This window comes from Methylobacterium sp. 13MFTsu3.1M2, from assembly GCF_900112625.1.
Classification (GTDB): Bacteria; Pseudomonadota; Alphaproteobacteria; order Rhizobiales; family Beijerinckiaceae; genus Methylobacterium.
On the sequence record NZ_FOMM01000036.1, the window covers coordinates 37080 to 52218 of the forward strand.

At 67.5% G+C, this 15139-nt stretch carries 9 protein-coding genes and 1 pseudogene; 9 read left to right on the forward strand and 1 reads right to left on the reverse strand.

The genetic code is table 11. The features are described from left to right. Positions 1-84: 84 nt before the first annotated feature. On the reverse strand, positions 85-1542 hold the full coding sequence (locus BM314_RS27250) for an FAD-dependent monooxygenase (RefSeq protein ID WP_091981559.1): 1458 nt from the start codon (positions 1540-1542) through the stop codon (positions 85-87). A 530-nt stretch (positions 1543-2072) separates the two neighbouring features. On the opposite strand from BM314_RS27250, the gene BM314_RS27255 reads away from it, so the two are divergent. From BM314_RS27255 to BM314_RS31320, 9 genes and pseudogenes are all read left to right on the forward strand, one after another. Next, positions 2073-2477, forward strand: a complete 405-nt coding sequence (locus BM314_RS27255) for a hypothetical protein (RefSeq protein ID WP_244540054.1) — start codon at positions 2073-2075, stop codon at positions 2475-2477. 48 nt (positions 2478-2525) lie between these two features. Further along, a pseudogene (locus BM314_RS31110) lies at positions 2526-2759 on the forward strand (hypothetical protein); the annotation flags it as partial. Between the two features lie 375 nt (positions 2760-3134). Then, positions 3135-3956, forward strand: coding sequence for a hypothetical protein (locus tag BM314_RS27260; RefSeq protein ID WP_091981564.1), 822 nt, complete (start codon positions 3135-3137; stop codon positions 3954-3956). 301 nt (positions 3957-4257) lie between these two features. Beyond that, positions 4258-4572 (forward strand): hypothetical protein, encoded by a 315-nt coding sequence (locus BM314_RS27265; RefSeq protein WP_020095892.1) that lies wholly within the window; start codon positions 4258-4260, stop codon positions 4570-4572. Between the two features lie 389 nt (positions 4573-4961). Beyond that, positions 4962-6611, forward strand: coding sequence for an ABC transporter ATP-binding protein (locus BM314_RS27270; RefSeq protein ID WP_056524280.1), 1650 nt, complete (start codon positions 4962-4964; stop codon positions 6609-6611). A gap of 569 nt (positions 6612-7180) precedes the next feature. Continuing rightward, positions 7181-7690 (forward strand): RNA polymerase sigma factor, encoded by a 510-nt coding sequence (locus BM314_RS27275; protein ID WP_056524283.1) that lies wholly within the window; start codon positions 7181-7183, stop codon positions 7688-7690. 72 nt (positions 7691-7762) lie between these two features. After that, the gene (locus BM314_RS27280; RefSeq protein WP_091981566.1) at positions 7763-8710 is read left to right on the forward strand and encodes a FecR family protein; all 948 of its coding nucleotides are present in this window, start codon (positions 7763-7765) and stop codon (positions 8708-8710) included. 116 nt (positions 8711-8826) lie between these two features. Beyond that, a complete protein-coding gene (locus BM314_RS27285; RefSeq protein ID WP_091981569.1) occupies positions 8827-11460 on the forward strand; it encodes a TonB-dependent siderophore receptor in 2634 nt (877 codons plus the stop codon). A 336-nt stretch (positions 11461-11796) separates the two neighbouring features. Then, positions 11797-15139 (forward strand): S8 family serine peptidase (locus tag BM314_RS31320; RefSeq protein WP_091981573.1); only part of this gene is annotated, 3343 nt, incomplete at its 3' end.

The window sequence follows — 15139 nt, forward strand, 5'->3', positions numbered from 1 at the left end:
TGATTGAGAGGATCGGCCAGGACCGAAGGAGTCGGGCATGCGGCGAGGTCAGAAAACGAGCGCGGAGCAGGTGGTGCTCGGACCTTACGCGAGGGCTCGCAGATACTGCTCGGCGGTCTCCCACGCGCCGTCCCTCGCAGCCAGACCGATATAGCCGTCGGGTCGGACAACGATGAGGTCGGAACCGCTCGGCAGCGACCGACGCGTCGGTTCGAGCAGGCCGGGGAAGCGCTCGATCAGTTCAGCCCCACGCGTCGCGTCCGTCGCATAGAGGACGAAGCGCGGCTCGCTGCCGGCGCCCGGGGGCGGTCCCGCGTAGGCAGCAGGCTCCCAACGCGCCCCGGCGCCGTGTCCGAGGGAGAGCGGGCTGTCGGCATAGGCGATCTCGATCTCGCTCAGCTGCGTCGCCATCCGGTCGCGGACGACATGGAGGCCGAGCAGGAAGCGCAGCGCGAGGTTGCGCGCCGTCTGCGCCGCCGGGTTCGACAGCGTCGCCATGTCGGTCAGCCGGGTCGCGTTGCGCAGGACCAGCTCCCCGACCGCGCTGCGCTCTGGGCTGTAGCTGTCGAGCAGGGACGCGCTCGCTTGACCGCGCACCACCATCGCCAGCTTCCAGGCGAGGTTCACCGCGTCCTGCATACCGGTGTTCATCCCCTGTCCGCCTGCGGGACTGTGGATGTGCGCCGCATCGCCGGCGAGAAAGGCGCGCCCGCGCCGGTAATCCGCGACCTTGCGCTCGTTGATGCGGAAGTGCGTCAACCAGACCGGGTCAGACACGCGGAAGCCGCCGCCGGCGCGCTGAACGACGAGGGCTTGCACGTCGTCGAGGGTGGGCTCCGGCCGCGGGTGCGCCGCATCCGCCTTGCCCACCGTCGCGATGACGCGCGCCCGACCGCCCGGGATCGGGAAGACGACGAAGGGGCCGTCACGGTGCAGGTAGGTCGCGATCTCGTCCGCCGGGGGTGCTGCGGGCCCCTCGAGGCGCACGTCGGCGAGCAGCCAGTCGTCCCCCTGCGCCGAGCCGGAGAACGGGATGCCGAGTTTGTGCCGGACCGTGCTGTGAGCACCGTCGCAGCCGATCAGCCACGGCGTCCTCACCGTCTCCTCGCGCCCGTCGGCGTGTCGCACGTGCGCGTCGATGTCGTCGGCCGTCTCGGCGAAGTCGACCAGCTCGACCTGACGCTCGATCTCGACGCCGAAGGCGCCCAGGTGCGCGGTGAGAAGGCGCTCCGTCTCGCATTGTGGGATCATCAAGGCGAAGTTGTACGCGCTCGCCACGCCTTCCAGGCGCGGGCTGCCGAGCACCTTGCCGCCGCTGCGGATCGAGGCACCGGGAGCGCGCAGTCCGGCATCCAGGAAGGCTCGCGTGCAACCCATGCGATCCATGAGTTCGAGGGTGCGCGACCAGACCACGAGGGCCTTCGAGGTCTCCGTGGCGTGCGGGGCGCGGTCGATCAGGCGCACTCCGACGCCGTAGCGGGCCAGCTCCGCCGCCATGGTCAGACCGACCGGCCCCGCGCCGACGATGAGAATGTCCGTCATGGACCCGCCTCCCGCGCCACGTGGCTCGCTCGGTCGCATATCCTGAGGCGGTACCACCTCAGTCTCGAATTCGCCCAGCGGAGAGACCCGACCCTAAAGGGCGCCGTCCGGCGGTCAAGGCTCACCGCACTCGCTCGGTGCCCGCACGCCGGCGGAGCGGTCACCGATCCGGTCGAGGGCCGCCGGCGCAGCGTCCTTGGCCATCGACAGATGTCCCACGCCAGGCACGCGGTCGAACGCGACCCGGCTGCCGGCTCGGCACAGCCGCGCGCGATACTCCTCGGTCACCCGCGGCGGCACGCGGTTGTCCGTGCTGCCCTGCGCCAGGAAGATCGGGATGCGCGGCGGAGCAAAATCAGGAGCCGCGTGAGAGCTGGAGAGCCGCGCCTTCGTGCGGCCTGAGCGGCATCCGGCCTGTGCCGCACGTCACCGCATCCTCTTGAAGATCGCCTACAATCCTACACAGTTCGGCGGGCCGACGTAAACGCGGATCTGCTAGACGCCACCATGCATGCAGAAGGTGTGGGATAGTGAAGACGTTGCTCGCAGCCGCCATACTTCTCGGATCGACGGTCGGCGCGATGGCGGTCGAGTCGTACGGGGATTACCGTGACTATTTCGATGCGAAGCCCGTGACCGCGAAGCGCGCGCCGCGCAGCGCTTCCCGGAAGATGGCTCCCATCGACATCACCACGGACCTGAGCGCGGTGCGACGCCGCGCCGATGGCGACCGCCGTGAGATGTACCGCTACGAGACTGGGTCGAGGCTGATCGCCGACATGAGGCCTCGCAACTGGGACGGCGGGCATGTTCCCGTGCAGCCGCACAGTTGGTCGCCGGATGGCTTCTGGAGCCCGATGGTACAGTCACACGAGGGGCGCGAGCGGCCCGACCAGTCATTCGAGGGGCGGGGACGGCCCGAGCGATTCCGGTGATGCTGCGTCCTGTAGGGCGCGATGGACGCTGCGGCGTGAGATCTTGAGCGCTCGTTCGAGACGATCGAGTACGCCACCCTCGAATGGGTCGACTGGTTCAACCACCGGCGGCCGCTCGAACCGATCGGCACGCTGCTTTCCGCCGAGACGGAAACCCGCCGCTTCTACCGAAGCCGAGGTCCGAGCCTTGGGTGCCTGACCCGAACCGGACAGGCTCCGGGAAAGCCGCTGCGGTTCACTGCGGGTGACGGCGCAGGCCCGCAAACCGATAGACCTCGATGAGCTTGTCAGCGGACTAGCTCATCGCCGTGGCGTGACGACGCCTGTTACGCGGCGTACAGAAACACAGGCGCTTGCGCTGCGCGGACTCGGGTTTGTCCGACGGGTCTGCGACGGTTGCCGAAGTCAGAGCGGGAACGCTGGTGGCTCGCGGCAACGAGCAAACCTAACATTCGCCTACCATGCAGGGCCGATTTCCTGCTGCACCATAGCTGGTGACGTCGCTTATTCGCGGACGTGCGACAAGGTCGTCGGATGAAATCCTTATCCCGTCTCTTTGTGGCCGCATCACTGGTCGGATTTTACAGCATTGGGTGCGCGCGAGGGCATGCTCCGGGACTGGGTGACGCACGTGGGGCCATCGTGCGTCCCGCGGCCATGAAGCTGTTTGACGCCGAACCCGTCCTTCCTCGGGTCCCGGCGATCATGCCAAGTCCGTGGATGCCCCTCGAGGTTGGGCGGACCATGGGGGCGATCTGCAAGCCCCACGACGCGGGCGGAGGGACCTCGTTCCTCGGGCTTCATTTCGACGATTACTGCTTCGGCCCGGCTCCTGAGCACGTGGCACACGCTGTCTTGGCCCTCCCTGTCCGAGCGTTCGACCTCGAACGTGACACGCGCCGTGAGGATCTGCGCAAAGCTTTTTACCTGGCGGCTCCCGGCTTCGGGCGCCGTCCTGACTTCACGCTGGGGGCCGGCGCGTTCATGGTCCGCAGCTTCGAGGGAGCGGACCCCCGAGACACCGTGTACCTGATCTGGCCCGTACGATGCGACGAGGGTGAGGCGGGGTTGAATTGCTACAACGGCATGGGTCGGAAGGCTTTTCGGTTCGCTGCCGACGGCGCCTTGCGGGATGTCAGTGCGGACGTGCTGCCGGCGGATCCGGTCCTGAGCTCCGAAGACCGCGTGCGTCAGACGAAGTACGGCGGCAGCGTCCTGTTTCTGCTCGACGACAAGCTGCCTTATGCGCCCACCATGCGCTGGATCATGGAATTCGATCCTGACTCGCCACCACTCGAGAAGGACGATCCGAAGGCCGCGGGCCCTTGGGCCCACTTCGGCTTCGTCCACTGGACCGGTTCTCGTTTCGAGCTCGTCGATCGAATTGCCCGATCGCAATGGCCGTGTCGGAAGCTCAATGACGCCCCGGCCTGCTCGACGTATCCCGACGGCTTCGAGGATCCCTTTGTCATCCCGTGAGCGGAACTCTCGAAGTGGAGGGTGGGGCGGTGCCATCGCCGGAGCATTTGCTGCTCAGGATCGACGGTCCGCCTCTCGATCCGGGTGACGCTCGTCCTCTGTTCGCTCTCTCAGGGAGACGATGATCGTCCCGACACTTTTGAATAGGGGCGCATCGTGGCTCTGTCGGGCGACCGTTGGCACGCGACAGAGGAGGTCGAACAGGCAGCGATGGAAGGACATCGGCGAAGGCGCACGCCCGCATGGCGTGCTCAATGTGGCCGGTTGCACCCTCGACGCGGCCAACACCGGAGACACACCGTTGACCAGCCGTCCCAAGATCAGCTCCGTTCCGATCGTCCCCAGTGAGGTCGAAGGTACCCTCGAAGCTCCCGTCATCTACTTCGAAGCCACATCGACGCATGGCGTCGGAGGAGGCGTCGGTCGCCTCGCTCTCGAGATGATGCTCTCCGAGCCCAGCGCGGACGGCACCCCGATCAGTCGGCGAAAGATAGTCGTACACCTGCGCGGCCCGCTGGGCGCGTTCATAAGTCTGAAAGCCGCGATTGAACACATTGAGGAAATGGCCGCCGGCCCGCTCACGGCGGACATCGCGGAAGATGGGAAACCCAATTGAATCGCGTGCAGACCTGCGTCAAGCGGTGCTCTCGTACTCAGGTCCTATGGTTCATTCCGGTTTTCAGTAAAATAGAACTTGTATTGATGCTTGGATCGGAGCAGGTCGAATTTTCGGGTTGCGTGAGGGATAATCGATTGGCATGGCAGTATGTGATGTATCCCGCGCTGGACATATAGCGTGTTGACATCGAGTATTCGTTCGTCATTCGGTCATAGGGCAGAACAGGGCGACTATTCGGGATAGTTGGCTTCTTGCCCGTCCTCTCCCGGACGGCGGATGCATCGCGGCGGACAGATCCAGTCGCGGATTGCCGCGAAAAATCTTGCATTCCTCAAGCTTGCGAGGGATTCGAAAATCGCCCTCAGGATTTTCCCTGGCAATTTCGAATGATATCGATTCTGAACGCGTTGCTGCGAGCCTACTGGCGTGACGCCCGCCTGACGACCATCGCGGTGATCTCGGCCAGTTTGCTCGGTGCATTGGCCTCGATCTCGGCTCCGTACCTTTTCTCACGCGCCGTCGACGATCTGGCCCGCGGACAAGTGCGGTCCGACGCGCTCCCGCTCCTCATGTCCTACGCGTTCCTGTTCGGATGCGCGAAAGCTCTGGGCATAGGATCACGGTTCCTGATCGTGCTTTGCGCGGAGCGTCTATCGTTCATTGCAAATACGGCCTTCTTTGCGCGCCTCCTACACAAGACGCCAGCCTTCTTCCTGGAGCACAACGCCGCGGAGATCGGGACTGCCCGTCAGCAGGGAACCCAGACGCTGAACCTCATCACCCAGCTCGGGCTCGGAGGCTTGCTCCCTGGATGCGTCCAGATCGCCTTCAGCGTCCTAGTCCTCGGCAACCTCGTCAGCTGGGACATAGCCCTGATCATATTCATCTACGGCGTGGTCGTGATCGCGCTCGACTACACGCGTATCGGCAAAGTCAAACCCGCTCTCAATGAGGCGATGAATCAAAGTCAGGCCAATGCGCGCCTGGTCGGCAACGCCATCGCCGTCATCGACACCCTGCGCCAGACACGCGGCGAACGATGGATCACCGAGCGCTTTACTGCCAGCGCGGGTGATGCCTTCGCGAATTTGCGGCGCTACGCGCTGGTGAGCAGCGCCTTCTGTGGGCTTCTGGGCATCGCTGCAGCCTTGCAGTTGACCGTCACGTTCCTGATCCTCGTCCCCCGGTTCGAGGGCGGCCTGATCTCGATTGGCGGCATCGTGCTCTTCAACACGTTGCTGATCCAGTTGAATGAGCCGTTCCACATGGTCGGCATGGCCATCAAGGAGTCGGTCGAAGCGGCGGCCCGCTTCCGGCCCTTAGCGATGATGTGGAGAGCACCGGAAGAGCTCGAGCCCGCCGATCCGCTGCCCTACCGGCCGTCCCTCGGCATCGTCGCTTTCGAGAACGTCAGCTTTCGCTACGCCAATGGTCGTGGCGTTGCCGACCTCTCCTTCGTCGCTCGCCGCGGCACGCCGACCTTCCTTACGGGTGAGACCGGTGCAGGCAAATCAACCGTCGTTCGCCTGCTGTTGAAGGGGTTGCAACCGAGCGGCGGCCACATCTTCGCCGACGGAACCGACCTGACTCGCATCGCGAGCGATGATTGGTTCAACCATGTCGGCGTCGTGCCGCAAGAGGTGACACTGCTCAACGATACGCTGTCGGCCAACATCGTGCTGGGCCGTCCGTTCGACGCGGAGCGCCTCCGCCGGGCCTCCGCGCAGGCCTCCATCCTCACGCGCATCGAGGCCATGCCGGAAGGGTTTGAGACCGTCGTGGGCGAACGGGGCCTCAAGCTGTCGGGCGGTGAACGGCAGCGCATCGCCATCGCGCGGGCGCTCTACGGCGAACCGGCGATTCTCGTTCTGGACGAAGCCAGTTCGGCCCTCGACGACGAGACCGAGCGGCACATCATGGACGGCTTACGTGACCTTGTTGACGGGTTGACCATCATCGCGGTCACGCACCGCACCTCCATGATACGGCCAGGAGATCAGAACGTCCGCCTGTCGGCGTCCCCACCACGGGCGTAACCGTCTGAGATGGGCCGACAGCCGAAGGGCGGCTCCGGGTGGAATGCCGCCATTTTTGCTGTGGGACGGCAGATGTAGCGAAGCGGATATAGCCGCACGGACCAAGTCCGACCCTTTTCCGACCCTCGCAGCGCCAGAGTGCAGGCCGCGTTGCGAGGCGAAGGTGCGTGGCCGGAACGGGCGGCTCCGCGATCGGCCGGGTTCGAGCACCATGTCGAGGACGTGGGCGTTCGACGGCTGACGGAAGGCCGCCCCGGGACGCTGAGCGCGTCTCGACCACGAACGGCGCGAAGCCGGGTCCAAGAGCGCCACCGGCATGCCCCGATCCATGCCGCAGATTTGCAACAGAACATGGAAAACAGCCGTTCTACTAGAGCTATTCCAGTTCAAGGCCCTGCATTCGCATCGCTGTTTCGTTGCGGCCGAACAAGCGTTTGGCTGAGAGCAGGTGCATCAGTTTAGATCGGCTAAAAGCGTTCAGAACGCTTGCATCTATCCTCGGCGTGACAGTCTAATCAGTCGGCGCCGCGCGCTCGTGTGCGTCGGCGAGGCACCTGAGGATTGGAGTTATGGCGGCGGTATCATTGGATGCCCTACATCGTAGTGAGAACCTGAACCTCCAGCGGTTCCTTCTTCGCAAACTCGGGAACCCTGCCGACGCAGCCGACGCCGCGCAGGAGACGTATCTTCGCCTCGTCAAAGCACTCACGACCACCGACTTGGAGCATCCGCGCCTCTTCCTGTTCCACCTCGCGCGCAACGTCGCCGCCAATCTCGGCAAGCGCCGCCGGTTCGAAGCGCGCCTCTTCCGATCCATGACCGATCTCGAACTGTCGAGCGTCGTGGACGGGCACGCCCAGACCGAGACGCAGGTGATCGCCCGCGAGCAGCTGCGCCTCGTGGCGGCAACGATCGACGGGCTGCCGCCGCGCTGCCGGGAGGCGTTCCTGCTCAGCACCGTCGAGGGCCTCTCGAACGGGGAGGTCGCCGTCCGTCTCGGCGTCAGCCGCAACATGGTCGAGAAGCACCTCATCAAGGCGCTGCTGCACATTCGCCGCGCGTGTCACGAGTTTTTCTGATCGGGCACGTCAGGAGTTCGCGGCCTCGATGGTCTTCATAGGTCGGACGGGCGGAGCGGGCAGCGGGTCGACATGGAGGAGGAGCGCAAGCCCGCGGGCGACGACGAGGCCGCGGACGACCCGATCTACGCGCGGGCCGCGTTCTGGGTGGTTCGCCTGTCCTCCCCCGACGCGACCGACGCCGACCGGGCAGCCTTCGAGACCTGGCGCGCCGCTGACCCGGCCCATGCCGAGGCCTACGCGGAGATGGAGGCGTGGCGGGGCATCGCCGGGCGCGTGCCCGATACGCGCCGGCGCAGGCGGCCGCCACCGACGCGCCTCGTCGGTCTCGCGGCAGCGCTGGGCCTGTCCGGATTCATCATCTACGAGAGCGGGATCCTCGACCGTGTCCGCGCCGACGTCTGGACCGGGATCGGGGACATCGAGACGGCGCGGCTCCCCGACGGCAGCCGCGCCGCCCTCAACACCGACACCGCGCTCGCCCTGCACTTCACGGCCGCCGCGCGCGACGTCCACCTGCTGCGCGGCGAGGCGGTGTTCGATGTCGTGCCCGACAGCGCCCGACCCTTCGTGGTCTACGGCGGCGGGTTGCGGGTGCGCGCTGTGGGGACGCGCTTCTTCGTCCGGGCCGGCGGGGACGCCGAACCGGTCGGCGTGGCGGAGGGGCGCGTGGACGCGTCGACGACCGCGGGCGCCGTGACCATCGGAGCCGGCGAGGTCGCCCTCCGGAGCGCCGACGGCCATCTGATGGTCGAGCGCGGCGATGTGGGGCGCGCCACGGCGTGGCGGGAGGGCAAGCTCGTCGTCACGGGGCAGCCCCTCGCCGCGGTCGTGGCCGACCTGAACCGCTATCGGCGCGGGCGCATCGTCCTGCTCGGTTCGGGGCTCGGCGCGCAGCGCTTCAGCGGGACGCTCGACATCCGCGACACCGACGACGCGCTCGACGTTCTGGCCGCGACGATGGGCCTGCGCGTCACGCGCCTGACCCCGTACCTCGTCCTCGTCAGGCCGCCGGCCTGACGAGGCGAAAAAACCGACGCGGGGAGGTCAGGAGTTTCGCGCCTCGATTGTCGTTTGTCCGTGAGGGCCACGGAGCGCGCGCCAAGCGCGCCGCCCTCCGCGGAACGGGGGCATGAATGGCAGTGTGGGATCTTGGCGGCACGCTCGGCCGCGCGCCGGGCGGTCCATGGCGCGGTGCGGCCCTGGCGAGCGCGTCCCTGATCGCGCTCGGGCAGGCGTCGGCCGCGCAGGACCGTTCGATCACCCCGACCTTCGTGCGGGCGGGCGAGCGGCTCAACATCGTGCCCGTCGCCACCGGCGATGCCGCGCCGCCGCGCGCGCTCTCGGAGCGGCGCGTTCGGCTCTCGATCGCGCCCGGCCCCCTCGAGCCGGCCCTGGCGAGCCTCATCGCGCGGACGGGTCTGTCGCTGGCCTACCGGACGGCGCTGACCGAGAACCTCGCGACGCGGGGCGTCGAGGGGGACGTCCTGCCCCTGGAGGCGCTGACGCAGCTGCTCGACGGGACGGGGCTGACCTACCGCGCGGCGAAGCACGCGACGATCACGCTCGTGAACCCGCGCTACGCCCAGGCGTCCCTGCCGCCGGGGGATTCGAACGCGCCGACGCCGGTCGGGGCGGCCGCCGCGTCGGTCACCCTCGACGAGCTCTCGGTCGAGGCCCAGCAGCCGACCTTCGGGACGACGGGCTTCGTCGCGACCCGGTCAACGGCGGGCTCGAAGGGCAACGATTCCATCCTGGAAACGCCCGCCACCGTCAGCGTCATCACCCGCGACGAGCTGAATGTCCGGGGCGTGCAGGACGTCAACCTCGCGGTCGCCTACACGCCCAACGTCCAGGCCGTCGACTATCCCGGCGGCCAGGGCGGTCCGACCTTCACGCTGCGCGGGTTCAACGCCAACAATTTCGACAGCGTCTACGAGGACGGCCTGCGCTACGGCTTCAACTCGTTCGACCAGAACATCGAGCCCTACGCCTACGAGCGCATCGACGTCGTGAAGGGGCCGATCTCGGTCCTCTACGGCCAGGGCCAGCCGGGCGGCATCATCAACCTCGTCTCGAAGCGCCCGACCTTCGTGCCGTTCAACGAGGTGTTCATCCAGGGCGGCAATTACGGGCGCGTCCAGGCCGGCTTCGACCTGTCCGGCCCGGTCGAGGGGGCGCCGCAATTCGCCTACCGGGTGACCGGCCTCGTCCGCAACGCCGACAGCCAGGTCAAGTACACGCCGGATGACCGGACCTTCATCGCCCCGGCTCTGACCTGGCGGCCGGACGCCGACACGTCGCTCACGGTGCTGGGCAAGTACGCCGAGTACCGCGGCGGCGGCTCGGAGCAGAGCCTGCCGATCGTCGGCTCGATCCTGCCGAGCGCGCGCGGCTTCTTCCCGCGCAGCCCGTTCGTCGGGCAGCCGAACTTCAACACCGGCCTCCTGGAGAACAAGGAGATCGGCTACATCCTCGACCACAGCTTCGCGCCGGGATGGCTGCTGCACTCCGCCTTCCGGGCCTACGAGACCACCTCGAAGTTCGACGCGGTCGGCGCCAGCCCGGCCTTCACGCCGCCCGGTTTCCTCGCCGTCTCGGTCTTCCCGTACCTGCGCGACCAGTCGAGCCAGGGGCTCCTGACCGACAACTATATCCAGGGGCGCTTCGACACCTGGGACGTCCAGCACGACGTCGTCTTCGGCGTCGGCTTCCAGAACTACTACCGCCGCGACGCGCGGACCTTCCCGAACGGCTACCCGACGATCGCCGCGAACCGCCTGATCGACCTGTACAATCCGGTCTACAACCTCGGCATCGCCTTCCCGCAGCGCACGAACGTCTCGACCCGGGCGCTCCAGCAGCAGACGGGCGCCTATGTCCAGGACCAGATGAAGTGGAACGGCTTCATCCTCACGGGGAGCCTGCGCAACGACTGGGTCGACCAGCAGGTCCGGACCACCTTCAACTTCCCGAACCTGCCGGTCGCGACCCTCAACCGGACGACGGTCGACAACCAGAACTTCTCGGCCCTGAGCTACCGGGCCGCCCTGGGCTACGAGTTCGCCGCCGGAATCGTGCCCTACGCCGCCTACTCGACGTCGTTCAACCCGCAGATCGCCGGCCAGCGGGCGGACGGGTCGGCGCTGCCGCCCCGCGAGGCCAGCCAGATCGAGGGCGGCGTCAAGTGGCAGCCGCCCGGCACCAACGCGCTCGTCACCGCGTCGTATTTCGAGATCACGCAGACCAACATCCCCCTGGCCGATCCCCGCAACCCCGGCTTCTTCATCGTGACCGGCGCGGCGGAGTCGCGGGGCTTCGAACTGGAGGGCAAGGCGAGCCTGTTCGACGGGTTCAACCTGATCTTCGGCTACGCCCACCTCGACACGAAGGTCACGCGGAACGCGACCAACCCGGCGCTCGTCGGCAATCGCCTGCCGAACGCGCCGGACAACACCCTGTCCCTCTTCGCCGACTACACCTTCCCGCTGAACTCGCCCTTCGCCGGCTTCCGGGCGGGGGCGGGCGTGCGCTACGTCGGCGAGCGGACAGACGCCACCAACTTCGATCGCATCCCGGCCTACGCCCTCGTCGACGCCTCGCTGAACTACGACCTCGCCCAGCTGAACCCGGCCTGGAAGGGCGCAATCCTGTCGGTGAACGCCAACAACATCTTCGACCAGCGGTACTTCACGTCGGGCTTCTACACCGGCTACGTCTTCGAGGGGTTCCGCCGGAGCGTGTTCGGGACGCTCACCTATCGCTGGTAGGATCGTCGGACGATGACGCGCGCGGCGCCGACCGTCTCAGGGCGGCCGGGACCGGAGGGGAATCGACGGGCGTCGGCCCCCCGGTTCACCGCCGCGCGAACCTTCCGCCAGTGCCTGTGGCCGCATCGTGGGAGCGGGCTGGTCCCGGCGCCGTTTTGGCCCGATCTGGCCGCATCGAACCGCGGCGCTCGGCCAAGCTCGCGATTGCGGGGGGCTATCCGTTCCAGAAAGGGGGATCCCCGTTTCAGGACGTCGCGCGCGGCACCGAGTGTGGCCGCAATGTGATAGTCCGTTAAACCCGCATTTCCTAACCCCCGTGCAAAGCTTGCGGCAGGCATGACGGGGGTCAGTCCGGTGGTCCAACAGTATAGCGATGTAGAGCGTGTGACCGGATCCTGTGATCCGAGCCGGGGCGGGGGCGCCGGAAGCCGGCGGCGCGGCCCCGTGCGGCTCGGATTGCTGGTCGGCAGCTCGCTCGCGACGCTCGCGCTGGCTCTGGGATCTGTGGCGGCGCAGACCGTGCCGGCGCGCTCGCCCTCGACCTTCGATGCCTTCGGCGTTCCGTTGACGGCGGCGCAGTTCGACACGCCCGAATACCGGGCTGATTGGGGGTTGGCAGCGATCAACGCCGCGACCGCCTATGCGCGCGGCTTCACCGGAAACGGCGTCCTGGTTGCTGTTGTTGATAGCGGCATTGACCCGAATCATCCCGAATTTAATAACCGCCTCGGCCGTATTTCTCCATATTCCCGCAATTTCATTCCTCCAAACGATCCTTTTCTTCTCGGTGACACGGACCCCAAAAGCCACGGCACCCATGTAGCGGGAACAATAGCAGCAGCCCGCAACGGAACGGGTATGATGGGCGTCGCTTTCGACAGCACGCTCCTAGCACTCTTCGACCTGACGAATACTGCAAATGCAATCGATTACGCAGCTCAGCAGAAAGCTAGGGTTTTAAATGGCAGCTATGGACCTGCTGTTTCCGAACCATTCGATAGTAACGGCATTCCGAATCCAACCTATCGGAGATTGACGACACAAGAATACACGCTAGGCGATATTAATGAGTATCGAGCGATAAAGCGGGCGGTCGACCGCGACATGCTTTTGGTGTTTGCGGCTGGCAATGAACGTCTGGATCAACCCGATGTGACGACGAGTCCGACGGGTGCCGCGCTATACCCGTTCATCAAGCCCGAAAATGCCAATAGCGGCATCTACCAATTTTACACTCGCCGCGGACTGAACTCCGCCAACATGGAAAGCGTGGATGTAGCTCCGGTCGGACCAGTCGATCAGAGCAAGATCGACTTCTCCAGTCTTTCTGGCTACATCATGTCTGTAGTCGCAGTTGACTCCAGCAACCGAATTGCCTGGTTCAGTAATCTGTGCGGTGTCACAGCGGCGTGGTGCATTGCAGCGCCGGGAACAAACATCTACTCCACCGTCCAGGTCGGAACGGGGCTTAACGGCTCAAACTACGGATCTAAGCAAGGCACCTCGATGGCCGCGCCGCACGTAGCGGGTGCCGCCGCTGTCCTGCGTCAGGCGTTCCCGTTCCTGACGGCGCCGCAGATCGCCCAGACCATGTTCACCACCGCCACCCATCTCGGCGACGGGCCCGCCAACGCCCCGAACGCCACCTTCGGCTGGGGCCTGCTCAACCTCGGCAAGGCCATCGACGGCCCGGGCCAGTTCACCTCCGACTGGACCGTCAACACCACCTACAACGGACAGGCCTATTACGGCCGCTTCGCCAACGCCATCTCCGGCGTCGGCGGCCTGACCAAGGTCGGGCTCGGCACCCTCGAACTCGCCGGCACCAACACCTATGCCGGACCGACCACCGTCGCCGGCGGCACCCTGTTCCTGTCCGCCAGCGGCAGCCTGACCTCACCGGTCTCCGTCCAGAGTGCGGGCACCTATCTCAATGCCGGCTGGACCCAGAGCAGCGTCAGCAATGCCGGCCTCCTGGTCAACACCGGCACCATCTCCGGAGGTGCGACCAATGCCGGCACGGCGCTCAGCAGCGGCGTGATCGCCGGCGGCGTGGCCAACAGCGGCACGCTGTCCAACAGCGGCACCGTCGCGGGCGGCCTGACCAACACCGGCACGGCCCTCAACACCGGCACCATCGGCGGCGGCGCGACCAACAGCGGCAGCTTGGTCAACGCCGGCACCCTCGCGGGCGGACTGAGCAACACCGGCACCGCCCTCAACACCGGCGCCATCGGCGGTGGCGTCATCAGCAGCGGCATCCTGAGCAACATCGGCGCCATCGGCGGCGGCGTGGCCAACACCGGCCTCCTCGCCACCAGCGGCACGATCAGCGGTGGCCTGACCAATGCCGGCACCGTGCTCGCCAGCGCCGGCCGCATCGACGGCGCCATCGCCAACAATGCCGGCCTGCTCGCCGTCGCCGGATCCGTGGCCGGCACCGGCCCCTTCGCCAACGCCGCCGGCGCGACGCTCGCCGTCACCACGGGCGGCAGCTACAGCCTCGCCGGCCCCCTCGCCAATGCCGGCCTCGTCGCCGTCGCCCAGAGCGCCAGCCTCACCGCCTCCGGCGGCCTCAGCAACGCCGGCCTCGTCGCCAGCGACGGCACCCTCACCGCCGACCTGACCAACACCGGCATCGCCCGCCTGTCCGGGCAGTTCAACGGCACGCTCACCAACACCGGCCTCGTGCAGATCACCGGCCCGCTCGCCGGGCTCACCGGCCTGACCAACACCGGCGCCCTCGACCTCGGCGGCACCGCCCTCACGCTCACCGACCTCGCCGGCCCGGCCGCCGCCGTCCTGGGCAACGGCGCCCTCACGGTCTCCAGTGCGGCCGCCTCCACCTACGCCGGCGCCATCCTGGAGACCGCGAGCCCGACCAGCCTGACCAAGGCCGGCCCCGGCACGCTCACGCTCACCGGCCCCGGCCTCTTCTCCGGCCCGACCACAATCCAGGCCGGCACGCTCTCCCTCAACGGCCTCTGGACCTCGCCGGTCACGGTCGCGGCCAATGGCACCCTGCGCGGCATCGGCACCGTCGCGGCCCCGGTCACGGTCGCGGGCGCCCTGCGGCCGGGCAACTCCCCCGGCACGCTCACCGTGCTCGGCCCGGTGGCGTTCGCCCCCGGCAGCAGCCTCGGCCTCGACATCGACGGACCGGGCACCGGCACCGGCGCGGGCAGCTACGCCCGCCTGCTGGCGCTCGGCCCGACCGGTACGGTCTCGGCCAACGGCACCCTGGTGCCGGAGCTGCGCGGCATCACCGGCAACGCCACGAACAGCTTCACCCCCGCGCTCGGCCAGCGCTTCGGCGTGCTCACCGCGCAGGCCGGGCTGTCGGGCTCGTTCAGCGGGCTCGCCCAGCCGGCAGCGGGCCTGCCGGCGGGCACGCGCCTCGACGCGCTCTACGCCGCCACCGGCCTCGACCTCGTGGTCACGCCCGCCGCCTACGGCAGCCTCGCCGGCCTCGGCCTCGCCCAGACCGGCAACGCCCGGGCCGTGGGCGCGGCCCTCGACCTCGCCCGCCCGGCCGCCGGCACGCGGCCGGACGCGGCGCGGGCGCGGGTGTTCGACCCGCTCTACGCGGCCGGCCCGGCGACGCTGCCGGGCGGCCTGGCGAGCCTGTCGGGCCAGAGCTACGGCGACGCGGTGATGACCGACCTCGCCGCGCGCCGTC

What these genes read in the sequence shown, in the direction of transcription:
- BM314_RS27250 (WP_091981559.1), bottom strand. Translation starts at nt 1,542, where the DNA reads ATGACGGACATTCTCATCGTCGGCGCGGGGCCGGTCGGTCTGACCATG.
- BM314_RS27260 (WP_091981564.1), top strand. Translation starts at nt 3,135, where the DNA reads ATGAAGCTGTTTGACGCCGAACCCGTCCTTCCTCGGGTCCCGGCGATC.
- BM314_RS27270 (WP_056524280.1), top strand. Translation starts at nt 4,962, where the DNA reads ATGATATCGATTCTGAACGCGTTGCTGCGAGCCTACTGGCGTGACGCC.
- BM314_RS27275 (WP_056524283.1), top strand. Translation starts at nt 7,181, where the DNA reads ATGGCGGCGGTATCATTGGATGCCCTACATCGTAGTGAGAACCTGAAC.
- BM314_RS27280 (WP_091981566.1), top strand. Translation starts at nt 7,763, where the DNA reads ATGGAGGAGGAGCGCAAGCCCGCGGGCGACGACGAGGCCGCGGACGAC.
- BM314_RS27285 (WP_091981569.1), top strand. Translation starts at nt 8,827, where the DNA reads ATGGCAGTGTGGGATCTTGGCGGCACGCTCGGCCGCGCGCCGGGCGGT.